Below are 17492 nucleotides of genomic sequence, written 5' to 3'. Positions count from 1 at the left end.
TCATGATCTTCAACATCGACAAGATGCGCGCGATCAAGCGGCTGATCGAACCGGACGCGGCGCGCGGGCCTTCGCACGTGCAAGGCGACAGCCAGGAAGCGCGCTTGCCGCCTTCGCTGCGCCGGGCCATGCGCCGCGCGCTCGAAGCGCACGTGATGATTCCGGTATTCGCGGTCTTTCTGCTGGCGATCATCTGGGTGATCGTGCTGCAACTCGTTCACACGCAACGCATGGCCGCCGAAATCGCCGCGAGCGAACTCGGCCGTGAACTCGCGGATACCTACGAAGCGCAACTGGTGCGCAATCTCGCGACCATCGACCAGACGCTCAAGACCGTGCAGTTCGCGTACGAGACGAACGGCGCCGCAAGCTTCAAGCGCCTCAACGATCAGGGGCTTCTGCCGTCCGCGATCGTGTTTCGCGTCGCTATCGCCGATGCAAACGGTCAGCTCGCCGCGTCGAACCGCTCGGGCATGCCGCTCAGCGTGGCCGACGAGCCGTGGTTCATCGCGCAACGTCAGCGCCAGGACGACGCGCGCGCGCCGTACATGAGTCTCGTCGCGCCTTTTGAACACGCGGACATGCCGGAGATCATCTTCAGTCGCCGTCTGCGCGATGCATCGGGACACTTCGGCGGCGCGGTCATGCTCTCGCTCGACCCCGGTTATCTGACGAGCAACTACGACACGGCGCGCATGGGCAAGCATGGTCTGCTCGCGGTGTTGGGCGCGGACGGCGTCGTGCGTGCGCAGCAGATCGGCGATACGGTCTCGTGGGGCCAACGCTATCCCGACGCGGCATTGCGCGCGGTACGCGATACGCCGGTCAGCAACGCGGTCGTGCATGAGTGGGACAACGACGCACACCGCTATACCAGCGTGCGCGAACTGAACGGCTACGCGCTGATTGCGCTCGTCGGTCTCGACCAGGACGAACAACTCGCCGATTTTCGCAGCCGCCGGCGCGCCGACTTCATCTGGACGAGCGTGCTGAGTCTCGGCGTCATCGTGATCGCGTTCATTCTCAGTCGTTCGAGCTGGCAACTCGCTGTCAGCCGCCGACGCGAACGGCGCGCGCAACAGACTTACTACGCGGCATCCGAATCGAGCATCGACGCGTTCCTCGTGTTTCGCGACGAGCGCGGTCCGGCAGGCGAAATCGAGAAGTTCATTCTGACCGGCACCAACCGGCGCGGCGTCGAGATTCTCGGCGTGGCGCGCGAACGGTTGATCGGCAGCACGCTCGACGAAGCGTTCGTCGACGCGCGCGACGGCGGCGTCTTCGACGAGTTCGTCGAGGTGGCCGAGACGCTGCAGGTGCGCGAGCACGAATGGCAGTATCGGCGCGCGGATGGCGAGACGCTGTGGCTGCATCGGCAAGTGGTGCCGGTGGAAGACGGCGTCGTTGCCATCGTGCGCGATCTGAGCGCGCGCAAGCGGTCGGAAGCGCGCAGGCAGGAGCAGAGCCGAATCCTCGAAATGATCGCGAAGAGCGTGCCGCTCGAAGAAGTGCTCGTGCGCGTGGTGAGCGTGCTCGAAACGCAGATTCCCGGGTCGCGCTGCGCGGTGCTGCTGCGCGACGGCACGAGCAACTGGCTGCGCGTCGGCGCGGCGCCGAGCATGTCGGAGCGATACCGCGAAGTGGTCGGCCAGTCGCGTATCGACGAAGATGCGTTGTTGAGCGGCAAGGCCATTCATACGCGTCAGACGGTATGCGTGATCGACGTGGCGCGCGACGAGGCCCTGAGCCGCGAACTCGCGCGCTGCGGCCTCGCCGACGTCATGTCGTGCTGGGCCTTTCCCGTGCTCTCGCACGACGGCTCCGCGCTCGGCGTCATCACGCTGTATATGCAGGAGAAGCACTATCCGAGCGAGCCGGAATCGCAGGCGGTTGCGCTGTCGACGCGCATTGCGGGTATCGCGATTCAGCGCAGCGAGGCCGAGGAGCGCATTCGCCATATGGCGAACCACGACGCGCTCACCGGTTTGCCCAACCGCACGCTTCTAAGCGACCGTCTCAAGCAGGTGCTGTTGCAGGCGGAGCGTTATGGGCGCGGCGTGACGGTGATTTTTATCGACCTCGATAACTTCAAGCTCATCAACGATAGCCTTGGCCACCGCGCGGGTGACGATCTCCTGCGCACGGTCGCTTCGCGCATGGTGCAATCGGTGCGCAGCACGGACACGGTCGTTCGTCTGGGCGGCGACGAATTCGTGATCGTGTTGCTCGAAGACGATCAGAGCGGCGCGGGCGTCACGGCCATGGTCGAGCGCTTGCGTCAGACCATTTTGCAGCCTGCGGAATTGCAGGGACAGCATTATCAGGTGAGCTGCAGCATGGGGCTTGCGAGCTATCCGAACGATGGCCGCGACGCCGACACGCTCCTCATGAACGCCGACGCCGCGATGTATCACGCGAAGGAAATGGGCCGCAACAATTACCAGGCCTACACGGCGGACATGAATCAGAAGGTGCATGAACGCCTGCGCTATCAGGAGCAGTTGCGCCACGCACTTGCCAACGACGAGTTCCGGCTCGTGTATCAGCCGCAGGTGGATTTGGAGACGCATCGCGTATTCGGTGTGGAGACGCTGCTGCGCTGGGAGCATCCGACCGAAGGCCTGATCTCGCCCGCGACCTTCATCCCGATTGCGGAAGAAACGGGTTTGATTCTGCCGATTGGCGACTGGGTGCTACACGCGGCCTGCCGACAAAATCAGGCGTGGCAGGACGAAGGTCTGCCGCCGGTGACGGTGGCGGTGAACGTATCGGCGCGGCAGTTTCTGCAAAAGGAACTCGTGGAACGCGTGCGGCATGCGCTCGACGAAAGCGGGCTCGACCCGCAGTATCTCGAACTCGAGATTACCGAAAGCGTCATCATGCAGGATCTCGATGGCGCCATCGCAACCATGTGCCGGTTGCAGGAAATGGGCGTGAAGCTTTCCATCGACGACTTCGGCACCGGGTATTCGAGTCTCTCGGCGCTGAAGCATTTTCCGATAGCGCGTCTGAAGATCGATCAGTCGTTCGTGCGCGAGTTGCCGGGCGGCGACGACGATCGCGCCATCGTCATGGCCGTGATTTCGCTCGGACGCCAGCTCGATCTGAACGTGATCGCCGAAGGCGTGGAGAGCGAGCAACAGCTGAAGTTCCTGCAGGAAAACGCGTGTTCGGAGATTCAAGGGTATCGATACAGCCGTCCGCTCACGCCCGATGCCTTGAAGACGCTCTTGTTGCAGCCATTCGAGTGGCCCGCCGAAGCGGCTTGAGTGCGGCGCTAACGACTTTAGTCTTGACAGTGTTCCCGGCCTACACAATCATCGTTCGTTGATGCGCGGCGTTTCATCGGCGCGCGACGACGGTCAACGCAAGGACGACGAATATGGCAAGAGAACTGGAAGGCAAAGTAGCCGTTGTGACGGGCGCGGCCTCGGGCATTGGGCTTGCCAGCACCGATCCAATGCTGGCGGCAGGGGCGCGCGTCGTGCTGGTGGACCGCGACGAAGCGGCACTGACGAAGCTCTGCGCCGAACGCGGCGATGCGGCGCTCGCGCTCGTCATCGACCTTCTCGACCCCAAGGCCTGCGCGACGCTCGCGCCGCGTGTCATCGAGATGGCGGGGCAAATCGACATCCTGCATGCGAACGCGGGCACTTACGTGGGCGGCGATCTCGTCGATGCCGACACGAGCGCCATCGACCGCATGCTCAATCTCAATGTCAACGTCGTGATGAAGAACGTGCACGACGTGCTGCCGCATATGATCGGCAGGAACACCGGCGACATTGTCGTGACGAGTTCGCTCGCGGCTCATTTTCCGACACCGTGGGAGCCGGTTTATGCGTCGTCGAAATGGGCCATCAACTGCTTCGTCCAGACCGTGCGGCGTCAGGTGTTCAAGCATGGCATTCGCGTCGGCTCCGTTTCGCCAGGGCCGGTGATCAGCGCATTGCTGGCCGATTGGCCGGAAGAGAAGCTCAAGGAAGCGAAGGAGTCGGGCAGTTTGCTCGACGCGAGCGAAGTCGCAAACGCCATTCTCTTCATGCTGACACGACCGCGCGGCGTGACCATTCGCGACGTTATCCTGATGCCGACGAACTTCGACTTATGACGCGCGCGACGGACGCGTTCGCTACCAGTCGATGCGATGCTTCTCGTCCGTCTCGCGGTGCCGCCGGTCGTCGTCCATATGCAGATAAAGACTCGTCGTGGCAAGCGATGCGTGCCCAAGGTTGTCGCGCACGAGCCGCAGATCGACTTTCTGATCCGCCATATGCGAACCGGCGCTGTGACGCAGCCAGTGCGCCGACGCCTTCTCCAGCAAGTCCGCGTTCGCGGATGCGCCGTCGCGTTCGCGGAGCCGGGCCGCTGCGCTCGCAAAAATATCCTTCACGATGGAATGCAGCGCGGCGCGCGTGAGCGGCGCGCAAGTCTTCGTGCCGTCGTTCGCGGCCGTTGCGCCGACGGGCAGCACGAGCGGCGTGTCTTCGCTGGGCGAGGGCATTGCGCTCAAGCCCAGATGCTGACGATAGCGCGAGAGCTCCGTCATCATCTCGCGCGTGGCGGGCACGAGGCGCTCCTTGCCGCCTTTGCCGAGGATGGTGAGCCACCAGCGCATCGTGCCGTCCGCATCGCGTCGCACGAAAAACTGCCCCATGTGATTGCCGCCAACTTCCGCTATACGCAAGCCCCCAAGGTAGAGCAGCGTGAAGAGCCAACGCGCGCGCGACGCATGGGCGCGAGCGCGGTCAGTTTCGCGCGGCATGGCCGCGATGGTGTCCTTCACTTCCTGCCAAAGTGCCGGTTCCAGATAACGCGTGATGCGCGGCGCGGCATGCTTTGCGCGTTGACGAGACAGCGCGAGCGGATTGCCCGCCAGATAGCCGGCTTGTACCAGCCACGAAAACAGCGCGTTCAAAATGACGACCGCCTGACGCTGACTCGCGGGCGATAGCGGCCCGTAAAACGGCCGCCAGCGCGCGTCGCTGCGCGCATGCTTGCGCCCGCCGCCCGCGACCCATGTCGCCGCCGGTTGCGGGTCGGCGAGAAAGTGCTGATAGCGCAGACAATCCTCGTGCGAGAGCGACGACAGCGGCTTGCCGAGCGTCACGATAGACCAGAGCAGAAGGCGTTCGGCTTCCTTGCGATAGTTCTCGAAGGTGGTCTTCGTTGCGTGGAAGCGCGACAGCCAAGCGCGGATGGCGTCGAGGTCGCTGTCCGCCTCGATTTGCGCGTGCTTGCGAAGCTCGCGGTTCGTGCCGTCGCGGCCATCTATTTCCGCTGGAATTACGAGCGCTTCAAGCGGCATCGGCTGAAGCGCAACGCGGGACGATGCTCGCAGAGTTTGGTTCAAGGTGGGGCGTCGTCGGTGGGTCGAACTGAACGACATTATAGGTGGATGTGCTTGCCCCGATCCATGTTCAGCTCCCGCGATAAGTCCCGAAGCTCCATGGCGAACAGAGCAGCGGCACATGGTAATGCTGTGTCGCGTCCGAGACGGTGAAGCGCACGGGAACGACATCGGCGAAGACATCCGGCGTGCGAAAGTAGTCGGCGACCCAGAAGCGCAACTCGAAGCTCCCGGCGCGCGCCTGAGCGGCGGGCAAAATCGGCGCGTCGGTGCGGCCATCGCGATTCGTCCGCGTCCGCGCGATGAGCGTTGGCGGCTGCGTGGTCGTATCGAATAGCTCGATCTGCATGCCGGCAGCGGGCTTGCCGGTGGATACATCGAGGACGTGTGTGGTGATGCCTGCGGCCATCGTGATGCTCCTGTTCGAAATTACGGAATTAGCTGCCGCGATAATAGTTGTAGCTCCACGGCCCGAAGAGCACGGGCAGATGGATGCGCTGCGAGGCATCGGTGATGCGAAAGCGCAGCGGAATCTTCGAGAGGAACAGCGGCGTCGGCAGCTCGGTCTTGCGCGCGGCGAAGTAGTCGTCGGCGTGCAACAGCAGTTCGTAAGTGCCGACGCGGTAGGTTTCGTCGATCAGAAGCGAAGGTTCGCTGCGGCCGCTTGCGGCGAGCGTGATCGTCTGCATGAGTTTCGGCTGGCCATTTTCAATGCTGAACAGGTCCACGCGCATGCCTGCGGCCGGCGTGCCGTGCCAGGTATCCAGTCCATGCATGGTCAGGCGCGGACTCAGGCCGTCCTGCTGCACGGGACCGGTGTTCTGATTCGGCGCGGGCGCGGCCTCCATGCCAGCGGCGTGCGCGGTTCCGGCGAAGAGCACGCTGCTGCCGAGCGCCATGGACTGCAGCGCGAAGCGCCGGCGGCGGGCATCGAAGGCGGGAAGGGTGGTGTCGTCGCTCATGTCATGCCTCTTGTTGTGTGCCGCCAAGCTTGCGGATACCCGCGATGACCAGCACCGCAGCGAGAATTTCGATGATGGCCACGAGATACAGCCCGGTCGTGACCTTGCCGGTGGCGTTCTTGATGAGTCCCATTACATACGGCGCGCCGAAGCCCGCGAGATTCGAGACCGAGTTGATCAGCGCCACGCCGACAGCGGCCGCGCTGCCCGCCAGATAGCGGTTCGGCAACTGCCAGAACACGGGAATGGCGCTCATGGTGCCGGCAAGCGCCAGAGTCATCGCAATGAGCGAGACGATGGCGGGCAGTCCCGGCACGCCCATGAACAGCGCGAGCGCGGCCATCGACACGCCGCCTGCTATCGCCGGGCCGCTGAAGTGCCAGCGCACCTCGTTGCGCCGGTCGGAGCGCGCGCCGTTGAAGATCATGCCCGCCGCGCCGCACAGATAGGCCACCGCTGCAATCCAGCCCACGGCAATCGGCGAGATAAAGCCCACGTCCTTGATGATGGTCGGAATCCAGAACGTCAGCGTGGAGTTCGCGCACAGCAGGCAGAAGAAGATCGCAATGAGCAGCCACACCTTGCGGTTGGTCACGAGCGAGCGCCAGTCGTGTCCGCGCTCGCCCATCGAGGCGTTGTCGCGCTGCAGGGCATCGAGCACGACGCGCTTTTCATCTGCCGTGAGCCAGCGCGCTTCATCGGGCTTGTCGGTCATGTAGAAGTACGCGAAGAAGCCGGCCAGCACGGAAGGAATGCCTTCGATGATGAAGAGCCACTGCCAGCCGTGCATGCCGTGAAAGCCGCCCATCGAAGTCATGATCCAGCCGGCGATGGGACCGCCGAGCACGCCCGCAATCGCGGATGCCGACATGAACGTGCCGAAGGCGCGCGCACGGCGCTGCGTGGGATACCAGTAGGTGAGATAGAGGATCACGCCCGGATAGAAGCCCGCCTCGAAGGCGCCGAGCAGAAAGCGCAGGAGATAGAACTGTGTCGGCGTGGAGACGGTCGTCTGTAGCATGCAGATGACGCCCCAGCAGATCGTGATGCGCATGATGGTCTTCTTCGCGCCGATCTTCTGCAAAAGCATGTTCGAGGGCACTTCGAAGAAGAAGTAGCCAAGAAAAAAGATACCGGCGCCGAGCCCGTACACCGCTTCGGAGAAATGCAGTGAGTCCAGCATTTGCAGTTTGGCGAAGCCGATATTCACGCGGTCGAGCCATGCCAGCACCCACAGCACGCCCAGAAACGGCAGCAGGCGCCACGAGACTTTGCGATAAGCGCTGGCCTCCGCATTCGCGATGACGTCAGCCGTTGCGCTGACCGTTGCGCCGTTCGGCCCATCGGCGTACGCCGGCATGACTTCCTTGATGATCGACATGATGAGTCCTCCAAGCGCGATGAAGTAAGCCGCCGCGGCGGTGCGTTCGATGGAGCCAGTATTGAAAATCAAAAAAAGCTTGGGAACGGCGGGCGTTTGAATAAGCCCGATAGCAACTTCGATATGCGCCGCAAAGCCTTGCGGCGCAAGGGTTTGCGGGGTTAGACAGAGGTGCGTTCGCCGTTATGGATTACCCTTGGGGCGCGCGTTCAGGCGTTGTTGCACCGCCTTCGTGCAGGAATCGGCCGAACGCATCGAATTAATTCGGCACGTTGCCCTCGATGCTTCTACACGTTACAACGTCAAACAGGCAAGCGCTGCCCCGACGCTGCGCCGTTCACGGGCCACGGACCTCAAAACATGAATCGCGCAGACGATCCATTCGATACCTATCTGTTGCGCGTGCTTTGCACGTTGATCGCCGAGCGCAGCGTGTCTCGCACGGCCATTCGCATGAATCAGTCGCAGCCGGCCATCAGCAGCGCGCTCAAACGGCTGCGTACGATCTTCAACGACCCGCTTCTCACGCGCGAGAAGAACGTGATGGTCCCGACCGAGCGGGCGCTGCAACTCGCCGAGAACGCGCAAGCCGCGCTCGGCGCGCTGGATAACCTGCTGGTGGCGGACGACCGGTTCGATCCCGCCACCACCGAGCAGACCTTCACGGTCGGCATGCCCGACTATCTGGCGCCGCCGTTCTTCTCGCATGTGGTGCGCGAGTTCCGCCGCACGGCGCCAAGGGCGCGTCTCGTCGCGATGCCGCTGTCCGCGACCTTCAACTACGAGCAGGCGTTGTCGGAAGGCTCGCCGGATATCGTCATCGGCAATTGGCCGAATCCACCGGAGCATCTGCATTTGTCCGTGCTGCTTGAGGACGAGGTGGTGTGCGTCGTGGCCGAGGACAGCGTGCATGCGCGACCCGGCGAGTTCACCGCGCAGACTTATCTGGACGCGGCGCATATCGTGCCGACGCCATATTCGCGCGATCAACGTGGCGTCGTGGATACCGGACTCAGCACGATGCGCGTGCATCGGGACAATCGCGTGAGCTGTCCGTACTTCAATCTCGCGCCTAGCCTCATTCCAGGCACGGACCTGATCCTGACCACGGGCCGCCACTTCGCCAACTATCACGCGCAATCGCTGCCGGTTGCCGTGCTCGATCCGCCGATCGAGTTTCCGCTCATGCGGTTCTATCAGCTGTGGCATCCGTCGCGGCATCGCTCGGCATCGCATGTGTGGCTGCGCGGCACGTTGACGGCAGCGTCGCAAGCGCTGCGCGAACTGCGCGACATGAAGCGTTAGGTTAGCCGACGCTCGTTATCGGGTTCTGCTATGCGGTCTATAAGGCCGCGGTTCTCGCCCGCCGCGCGTGCGCTTCCTATACTCGGCCCGTAATCGTCATCCACGCCTGGCCTCGATCAAGCCGGCTTTACGGGAGCACTCCATGTCTCAGTCGATCGATCTCGCGCCGATCAATGCGCTCGATCATGCAACCTTCCTGCGCGCCTTCGGGAGCGTCTTCGAGCACTTTCCACAGGCAGCGAGCGGCGCGTGGGAACGGCGGCCGTTCGGCTCCGCGCCGGAACTGCATCGAGCGATGATGGACGTCATCCGCGCGCTGAACGAGCGAGGCCAATGCGACTTTCTGAACTTGCATCCGCTATTGTCGGGTTCGAACATTCGTGCAGGCACGATGACGCGCGATTCGAATGCCGAACAAAAGGGCGCCGGACTGGACGCGCTGACGCCCGCGCAAGAGGCCGCGCTCGACCGGATGAACGCGGACTATCTCGCGCGGCATGGCTTTCCATTCATTATCTGCGTGCGGCATTACACGCGGGAGGGGATTTTCGCGGCGTTCGAACGCCGTATCGGGCGTGACACGCCACAGGAGATGGACGAGGCGCTCGCGCAGATCGAGGCAATCACTCGGGCGCGGCTTTATAAGCGCTTAAGCGCTCTCGTCTCCTGACGATCGGAACGACGAGCGGGGAAAGGAGCCGTTGAGTTTGCGGCTGAACTTGCGGCTCACCTTGAGCGCGAGCAGCGCAGGCTTGGTGATATGCGGACGCAAGATGGCATGCTTGCGCACGTATTTCGGAACGTACCATTCAGAATGGGTCCCGGCATAGAACAGCGCGGCATGGCCTTCGCGCAGCGTGCGCGGTTCCTGACCTTCGGCCGTGATGATGACTTCGCCTTCGATGACGTAGATGGTCTCATCGGCATTGAAGTACCAGTTGAAGCGCCCAGCGGTGCAATCCCAGACCCAGGAAGTCGTGGTCGTGTCGGGACTCTGCGACCACTGACCGCTGCGCGCGACGGGATTGCCCTCGAGTATCCACGCCGGGTCGATCGGGTCGGGCTTGAGCAGAACGTCATCCAGACGAACTGACTCGAAAACGGGAGTGGCCATGAGAGTTCCTTTGCCGGTACTGGCGATCGATTAAATAGGGCAGCAAAAAAAGCGCCTACCCGGCGAATTCATCGCCATGAATTGCGGGAACATGGGTTCGGTCGATGTCGGCGTGCTCGGTCAAGACCATCAACGGATATGCATTGGTCCGCGTGAGCGTTATCTGCAAAGGGTTTTAAGTCTTTGAGCATGTCGTGATAGGTTGGTCGGCATGTGCTTCGTATGAACAAACCAAAGTCATGTTGCGACGCCCGGCAAAGCGTAGACAACTGGTTGGCCATTCGACAAACCTACTGAAAATTCTTCCCGATGCCAAGGCTTTGCGCGGTGACGTGCATCGCCTCAGGAACGGTCTGACGCTTATATGCGCGCTGAGTTCCGTTTTTGATCACAGCTGACGCGCACCTTTGTCATGCCGAGAGCTATTTTGAATAACCCGGCGGCAAAATTAAACGACTGCTACACTTCATTTGTCATTCAAGTGCGGTGGCGGCCGACTCTCAATGCCCCGCTCCGGTTTCTCTGGTTATCGCTCAGCGTGGGTGCCGTATGGGGTTTTCCCAGCAACGCTTTACCGTGCAAGATCGCGTCAACCGGTCTGCATGGCGCACCCGTAGCGCGCTCCGATGGTACGACAAGCTGAGCGATTGGACCGATCCTGGCGAGGCCGCGGCTATCGCTTATGTGCGCGCGGAAGTACGCGATCAACCTTTGCTCGATGTCGGTGTAGGCGGCGGACGCACGGTGCCGCTGCTGTCGCGCGTGAGCCCGGATTACACGGGTGTCGATTACACGCCCGAGTTGGTCGCGATATGTCAGAGAAATTATCCGAGCGTCCAGGTGCGTGTCATGGATGCGCGCACCCTGGCCGAATTCGAGGACAACAGCTTCGCGCTCGTGATGTTCAGCTTCAATGGCATCGATTCCATCGACAGTGAAGGCAGACGCAAAGTGCTAAGCGAGTTTGCACGCGTGCTCAAGCCAGGCGGTCTCGCATTGTTTTCTACCCACAATCTCGCCGGGCCGGGCTATAGGGAAACGTTTGCGCAAGCTTCGCATGTTTCGCAGGCGGAGAATGTCGTCGAATTCGGCATCAACTGCGCGCGGGCCTTATATAACCTTCCAATGGCGGCGTTCAATTATCTGCGTTATTCGCCTCTCAACCGCGAATACGACGGCTATGCGCTACGCGTCTGCGCCGCTCACAGATTCGGCATTCTGATCCTTTACACGGATATCCAGACGCAGCGCCAACAATGTGCCGAGGCCGGCCTGCTTACCGAGGCCGTTTTCGGAAGTAATAGCGGCGCTCAAGTATCGGAACTGGCCGACGTTAGCGGCGAGAACTGGCTGCATTTCGTCGCGCGAAAGGTCTAGCGGTTCACTTCTGCGTTGCAATCGATTGATTTTTGGGTCCTCGAACGTCACGCCGTGCAGTCCCTAAGGAACGTGACTATCGTTCGCGTTAGCGGCGATTGCGCATCGGCACGATACCGAAATGACTTTCGATGAGATCGGTGAGTCGCCAGAGCGAACATGGGCGACGGACGTGACCGTCGAAGCCGGCTTCTTTCATCGATGGCAGCGAATCGAGCGGTTGAATGTTGCTCATTGCAATGATCAATAAACCCGCCGTGTGTTCCGTTCGACGCAACTGCCGGACAGTCTCAAAGTCGGGTGGCGTGTCCATTCTCGTGTCGAGCAGCAGCGCATGAGCTTTCCAGTGCTGCAGGAAACGGCGGGCGTCGCCCATTTCGCTTGCGTGTATTGCTTCGAATCCTCTCGTGGACAGAAGAAGCGCAAGTGACTTGCCTATTGGCCTGTCCTTATGCCCGATTACGATTCGCCTTTTGCTGGTCACGACAACCTTGCTGTCGGGCCGCCACAGCGCGAACTCCTGCTCGTCGTCCAACGGTAAGCGCCCTGTCACGATGTGCTCCTCTGACCTGCGTTGATCGACTAATCATTGATTGCGGGTCTTTGCCGATGCGGACGCCGCGTTGCAACAGACCTCGTCACACAGTGGCGCCATTCTGACCTGATCCAAACCGCGAACCGGTAATGACGTGCATCTCGCGCATTGCTGTTGTAAGTGCTTGCAGCACTCGGAACGAATCCCGGCGTGCTAGGTTAGGCGCTCTGCGTGCGGGGCATAGAGCCAAAGCCGCACTGCGCTTCCTCATTGGTATTCATAGATATCAGATGAGTTCGGAATTGCCTAGATCATTCCTGTTGTCGTTGTCCAACGTGTCGGAGCCCGCGAGCACTTCCACATTAGGTGACTCGCATTCTTCACAACGAAGTGCCTCTTCCGACAATTGCGACGAAAACAATTTCCCGCAAGACTGACAGTGGCACGTGAGCATTAGGCCTCCGAAGTGCGGCGCATACAACGTTCTGAGGAAAGGTTAGCACGTGGTCTCGCCAGTTTCAGATTCTTCTTCTCAATGAAGCAAAACGATTCATGCATTCCAAAGAAGTGGGATGTGTGGAAATTCTTAAATAAATAACGTCAGTTGATTGAAGAGGTTGCGCGTGATCGTGAGCGTCGAACGAGCGTTATTGAGCCAGGCAATGAGCAATCGATCTGCATATCGAAGTAATTAGTCTTCTGCCGCTTGTCCGTCGCGCGCGTATTGCGACGGCGAGCGGCCGACATGCCGGGTGAACGCGACGCTAAATGTGCTGGCGGAGCTATAGCCGACACGCTGCGCGATCTCCGCGATACGCCCTTGACTTCGCCGCAACAGATCCTTGGCGAGCGCCATGCGCCACCGAAGCAGATATTCCATCGGCGCTACGCCCACCGCGCGACTGAAGCGCTCGAAAAAAGTCGAACGCGAAAGCGCGGCCTCTTTCGCCAACTCGGCCACCGTCCACGCGTGCGCGGAGCGTTCGTGCATTCCGCGTAAGGCAGCCGCTAAACGAAGGTCCGACAGCCCACGCACGAGACCCGGTGACGCGTCCGTTCCGGCCGTCGAGCGCAGCGCCTCGATCAGCAGCACTTCGAGCAATCGAGAAAGCACGACTTCGCGCGCGGGCCGCTGTTCGCGCGATTCCTCGCGAACCAGTTGCACGAGCGTGGCGAGCCGCCGTTCCCCGCGAACATGCACGAAGCGCGGCAACAGCGAAACGAGCAGAGCCGCGTCGGGTGAACCGAAGCTGCAGTGACCTGCCATCATGCGCGCGTCGATCGGGCTATCCGGCGGGCCGATCCTGAACTCGCCATTGCCGAGCGCAACGGGCGATTGCGTTTCGGAACCGGGCGGCGGCGCTTCGAGACTGGACACCGCAACGCCGTAAGCGGCGGGAATCAGCATGAAGTCGCCGGACAACAGTTCGATCGGCTCGTAGCCGTCGATTGAGATACGGCATCCGCCTTCCAGAATCACGCAATAAAACGGCTGGCCTGCGTCCGAGCGGCTGATGTGCCACGGACTTGCACCATGGACGAGCTTGGAGAAATTGGCAGCCGGTTGAAGCAGCGTCACGACTTCGGCCAACGGATCGATCATTGCCGGACTCCTGCAAATGAAATCTGGATTATCGATTGTAGCGAGTACGAGAGCGGCGATCTATTGTGGTGGCACACGCAAACCACTTCAAAGGAGTCGTCATGCAAACCGTGTTGATCACCGGTTGTTCGTCCGGATTTGGGCTCGAAATCGCCCGTCACTTTCTGAGTCGCGGCTGGCAAGTCATCGCGACGATGCGCACGCCGCGCACCGATGTGCTGCCGCCGTTCGAACGCCTGCGCATCTTGCCGCTCGATGTCACGAACGCCGAAAGCATTCGCGCGGCAATCGAAGCCGCGGGACCGATCGATGTCCTCGTCAACAACGCGGGCGTCGGCGCGGCGTCGCCCGCCGAACTCGTGCCCATTGCCACGGTGCGCGACATCTTCGAGACCAACACCATCGGCACCATTGCAATGACGCAAGCCGTGCTGCCGCAGTTTCGCGAGCGCGGGGCGGGCGTCATCGTCAACGTGACGTCGAGCGTGACCATCAAGCCCTTGCCGCTGATCGGCGCATATCACGCGAGCAAGGCGGCGGTGAACGCCTTCACCGAGTCGATGGCGCTTGAACTCGAACCGTTCGGCGTGCGCGCGCGCCTCGTTTTGCCGGGCCGCGCGCCGGACACGCGATTCGGCGACAACGCGCGCGCGCATATGCATGGCCTGGAGCACGCGGCCTATGCCGATCTCGTCAAGCGCGTCTTCGAGCAGTTCCAGGACACCGCGTCGCCGACCACGCGTGCGGAGGACGTTGCCGAAGCGGTATGGCGCGCGGCCACCGACCCCTCGGCGCCGATGCGTATTCCCGCTGGCGTCGATGCCGAGGCATGGGCCGCCGAAGCGCGACAAAGGTGAAGCGAAAAATAATCCCAACGAATCGACAGGCTCGAAATGCGCGGGGAGGGTAGTGTTGCCTCGTTCGACGCGGGCGGTCTACGCGTTGGGAAAATCAAACGATTTCACCAAGACGTGATCGTTCGCGATCGAAGCCGGACCTGACATCGTCCTTCAATACCGCACGATGTCGGGGCACGAATACATCCAGCGCGCGATCATGGTGCCGGCGTCCGCACTGAAGGACGTCATTAACACGTTGAAATTACCGATTATCCCCACTCCCCGTTGTTTGCATTTCACGCTTATCGCTAAAGAACTCGTAAGCATAATTACAGCCCGTTGAGCAAGCCCTGAAAACGATCATCTTTCGTCTTTCGATATGGACATTACGCTCTGTTACACTGCACTACCAACTAAAAAAAGCTGTCTACTTAGCGATTAAATCGGGGAAACACTCTGTTGGGGGCGGTATGCGTCTTTTTGTTTACCGTCTCGCGGGCGTCTCGACGCTCGGCGATGCGGCCTGCGTCTCTACGTTTCGCGCACCGGGCTTTACAGTTCGGGCTCTTCCACTTCTCATCGCACTTGCATCTGCTGGCAGTTTCCTTCACGCGCCGGGAGCCGAAGCTGCACCGCCTCTTCCTCAAGGCGGTAAATATGTCGCGGGCTCGGGAACCATCGCACAAAGCGGCGGAACCCTGAATATCAAGCAGTCGGGCACGAACGGCATTATCAATTGGACGAGTTTTTCCATCGGCGCGGGCAATACGGTTTCCATCAACAACGGAACCGGCGCAACTCTCAACCGCGTCACCGGCAACGACATGTCGGCTATCTACGGCACGCTCAAGAGCACCGGCAGCGTCTACCTCATCAATCCGCATGGCGTGCTCATCGGGCCGACGGGCGTGGTGGCGACCGGCGGACGTTTCGTTGCATCGACACTCGATACCGATAACGACTCGTTCATGAACAGCCCGGATTACTTCACGCTCGGCGGCAGTTCGAATGCCAGCGTGATCAATCTCGGGAAAATCAGTTCGTCGGGCGGCGACGTCTTCCTCATTTCGGCGAAGAGCGTCATGAATGCCGGATCGATCAGCGCGCCGAAGGGCACGGCCGAACTCGTCACGGCGCGCGAAGTCGTGCTTGCGGACAGCGCATATGGCCAGCAAGTTGGTGTGCAGACGACGGGCACGGGCGGCGACGTGACCAACTCGGGCACGATCCAGGCCGCGCTGATCAGCCTGCAAGCGGCCGACGGCAACATCTTCGCGCTTGCGGGCAAGTCGGGCGCGCTGCGCGCCACCGGCACCGAAACGCGCGATGGCCACGTGTGGCTCGTGGCGCAAGGCGGTACGGTGGACGCACGCGGCGCCACCATTTCCGCGCGCAACGCGGATGGCAGCGGCGGCACCGTCGACATGACCGGCAACGCCATCAAGCTGAGCGAGGCGAAAGTTGGCGCGGGACAGTGGAACATCACGGCCCCGACCTTTACCGCCGACGCAGCGCCCGCCCGCACGCTGGCCGCGAACCTGAGCAGCGGAACGTCGATCACGGTCCATGCGAATGGCGCGGATGCCACCAAGGGCGCGGGTGACATCAACGTGACATCGAATATTCGGTGGAACGGGTCGTCGTCGCTGACGCTCGACGCCGGGCATTCGGTGACCATCGCGCCGGGCGCGACCATCGCCAACACGGGCGCGGGCAGTCTCACCTTGCGTGCGGACGCCAGCGCGGTCGACAACGGCGGCAGCGTGACCAATCGCGGCACGCTCGACTGGTCGCACAGCACGGGTATCGTCTCGGCGCTGTACGACATGACCGGCAGCTACACGCCCGGAACCGTGCATGGCAACGCGAGTTGGAGCGCGGCGCCGTTCAGCGGTCTGCTCACGCAGGTCACGGCTTATCAGCTCGTCAATTCGATTGCCGATCTGCACGCCGTGAAGAACAATCTCGGCGGCACTTACGCACTCGGCTCGTCGCTGGAGCTGGATGGCGCAACGGGCCTCTCGGGCATCGGCAGCGCGGCGCAACCGTTCACCGGTCAGTTCGACGGCATGGGGCATCTGCTGAGCGATCTGAACATTCCGAGCGGAGCGAATACGGGCTTGTTCGGCGTGGTCGGCCCGACCGGCATCGTGCGCAACGTACTAGTGGATAGCGCCACCGCGTCGTCGTCGGGCGGTCCGGTCGGTGTGCTTGCGGGCACGAACTACGGCTACCTGGTGAATGTCGCGAGCACGGGCATCGTCAACAAACCCACGGGTACGGCCACGGCAGCGGGGGGGCTGGTCGGCATCAACCGCGGACGTATCGAGCGTTCGTGGAGCGGCGCGCAAGTCAATGGCGATGGCGAAATCGGCGGTCTAGTCGGCGAAAACGATGGTTACATCGGCCAGTCGTACACCGTCAACTTCATGACGGCTGCCGCAACAGCGACGATCGGCGGGCTCGCGGGCGTGAACAGCGGCACCATCGAGCAGTCGTATTCGCAGAGCTTCGTGAATGGCGGCGCATATATCGGCGGCTTGGTGGGCAACAACACCGGCACCATTCGCCAGTCGTACAGCACGGCATCGCTTTCGCCGGGCACGGGGTCGCATAAGCCGGGCGCCATTGCGGGCACGAATAGCGGCACGATTGCCAATGACGTCTTCTGGGACAAGGAAACGTCTGTCGCGACAGCGGGTGTCGGCAGCGGCAAGGCCATGTCCGCTTCGAGCGGTCTGACGAGCGCGCAAATGGCCACGCCAGCGAGCTTCGGTCCTACGTGGGACTTCAGCTCCAAGGGAACGTGGTCGCTTCCGGATGGCACGGAGGAGCCGGTCCTGCGTTGGACCGCCGGGCTGTAAGGCAGAACGGACGCGGGCGGACATCGTTCCGCCCGCGTCGATATCGAAATCGACGTGGGCGCGCATAAGCGTCGTGCCGTCGCGCTAAGTCGTTCTGTCGCGCGCGCCGCTTTCGCACACCGTCATCGCTAAGGTTTCCCCAGGCGCTTGCCGTTATCCAGA

At 61.8% G+C, this 17492-nt stretch carries 14 protein-coding genes; 7 read left to right on the top strand and 7 right to left on the bottom strand.

Translation table 11 applies throughout. The features are described 5' to 3' along the window. Positions 1-2: 2 nt before the first annotated feature. Both NCR40_RS27490 and NCR40_RS27485 read left to right on the top strand, forming a co-directional pair. The gene (locus NCR40_RS27490; protein WP_250469592.1) at positions 3-3269 is read left to right on the top strand and encodes a bifunctional diguanylate cyclase/phosphodiesterase; all 3267 of its coding nucleotides are present in this window, start codon (positions 3-5) and stop codon (positions 3267-3269) included. Positions 3270-3382: 113 nt separating this feature from the next. Further along, on the top strand, positions 3383-4111 hold the full coding sequence (locus NCR40_RS27485) for an SDR family oxidoreductase (RefSeq protein ID WP_250511309.1): 729 nt from the start codon (positions 3383-3385) through the stop codon (positions 4109-4111). A gap of 21 nt (positions 4112-4132) precedes the next feature. On the opposite strand, the gene NCR40_RS27480 is transcribed toward NCR40_RS27485, so the two are convergent. From NCR40_RS27480 to NCR40_RS27465, 4 genes are all read right to left on the bottom strand, one after another. Beyond that, the gene (locus NCR40_RS27480) at positions 4133-5308 is read right to left on the bottom strand and encodes a tyrosine-type recombinase/integrase (RefSeq protein WP_244831954.1); all 1176 of its coding nucleotides are present in this window, start codon (positions 5306-5308) and stop codon (positions 4133-4135) included. 112 nt (positions 5309-5420) lie between these two features. Continuing rightward, on the bottom strand, positions 5421-5759 hold the full coding sequence (gene uraH / locus NCR40_RS27475) for a hydroxyisourate hydrolase (protein WP_244831569.1): 339 nt from the start codon (positions 5757-5759) through the stop codon (positions 5421-5423). Between the two features lie 28 nt (positions 5760-5787). Then, a complete protein-coding gene (locus tag NCR40_RS27470) occupies positions 5788-6312 on the bottom strand; it encodes a hydroxyisourate hydrolase (RefSeq protein ID WP_250511308.1) in 525 nt (174 codons plus the stop codon). Between the two features lies 1 nt (position 6313). Continuing rightward, positions 6314-7693: an MFS transporter gene (locus NCR40_RS27465; RefSeq protein WP_250511354.1), complete on the bottom strand. Its 1380-nt coding sequence runs from the start codon at positions 7691-7693 to the stop codon at positions 6314-6316. A 360-nt stretch (positions 7694-8053) separates the two neighbouring features. Between NCR40_RS27465 and NCR40_RS27460 the strand changes: the two genes are divergently transcribed. Both NCR40_RS27460 and uraD read left to right on the top strand, forming a co-directional pair. Next, the gene (locus NCR40_RS27460; RefSeq protein ID WP_250511307.1) at positions 8054-8998 is read left to right on the top strand and encodes a LysR family transcriptional regulator; all 945 of its coding nucleotides are present in this window, start codon (positions 8054-8056) and stop codon (positions 8996-8998) included. Between the two features lie 142 nt (positions 8999-9140). After that, positions 9141-9668 (top strand): 2-oxo-4-hydroxy-4-carboxy-5-ureidoimidazoline decarboxylase, encoded by a 528-nt coding sequence (gene uraD, locus NCR40_RS27455; RefSeq protein ID WP_250469589.1) that lies wholly within the window; start codon positions 9141-9143, stop codon positions 9666-9668. Here the strand turns inward: uraD and NCR40_RS27450 are convergent. Next, on the bottom strand, positions 9648-10112 hold the full coding sequence (locus tag NCR40_RS27450; RefSeq protein ID WP_244831561.1) for a cupin domain-containing protein: 465 nt from the start codon (positions 10110-10112) through the stop codon (positions 9648-9650). The genes uraD and NCR40_RS27450 overlap by 21 nt on opposite strands. 549 nt (positions 10113-10661) lie before the next feature. On the opposite strand from NCR40_RS27450, the gene NCR40_RS27445 reads away from it, so the two are divergent. Then, on the top strand, positions 10662-11489 hold the full coding sequence (locus NCR40_RS27445; RefSeq protein ID WP_250511306.1) for a class I SAM-dependent methyltransferase: 828 nt from the start codon (positions 10662-10664) through the stop codon (positions 11487-11489). A gap of 88 nt (positions 11490-11577) precedes the next feature. Here NCR40_RS27445 and NCR40_RS27440 read toward each other — a convergent pair whose 3' ends face one another. Both NCR40_RS27440 and NCR40_RS27435 read right to left on the bottom strand, forming a co-directional pair. Then, positions 11578-11724, bottom strand: a complete 147-nt coding sequence (locus tag NCR40_RS27440; protein WP_250511305.1) for a hypothetical protein — start codon at positions 11722-11724, stop codon at positions 11578-11580. A gap of 991 nt (positions 11725-12715) precedes the next feature. Next, positions 12716-13627 carry an AraC family transcriptional regulator gene (locus tag NCR40_RS27435; RefSeq protein ID WP_250469587.1) on the bottom strand — a complete coding sequence of 304 codons (912 nt, stop codon included), beginning with the start codon at positions 13625-13627 and terminating at the stop codon, positions 12716-12718. Positions 13628-13728: 101 nt separating this feature from the next. On the opposite strand from NCR40_RS27435, the gene NCR40_RS27430 reads away from it, so the two are divergent. Then, entirely contained in the window at positions 13729-14484 is a 756-nt protein-coding gene (locus NCR40_RS27430) for an SDR family oxidoreductase (protein WP_250511304.1), read from the top strand. A gap of 452 nt (positions 14485-14936) precedes the next feature. Next, positions 14937-17330: a two-partner secretion domain-containing protein gene (locus tag NCR40_RS27425; RefSeq protein ID WP_250511303.1), complete on the top strand. Its 2394-nt coding sequence runs from the start codon at positions 14937-14939 to the stop codon at positions 17328-17330. Positions 17331-17492: the final 162 nt, after the last annotated feature.

It is taken from the genome of Caballeronia sp. GACF4, assembly GCF_023631025.1.
Classification (GTDB): Bacteria; Pseudomonadota; Gammaproteobacteria; order Burkholderiales; family Burkholderiaceae; genus Caballeronia.
The sequence above is the reverse complement of the archived record's forward strand: the minus strand, read 5'-3'. Positions and strand labels throughout refer to the sequence as shown.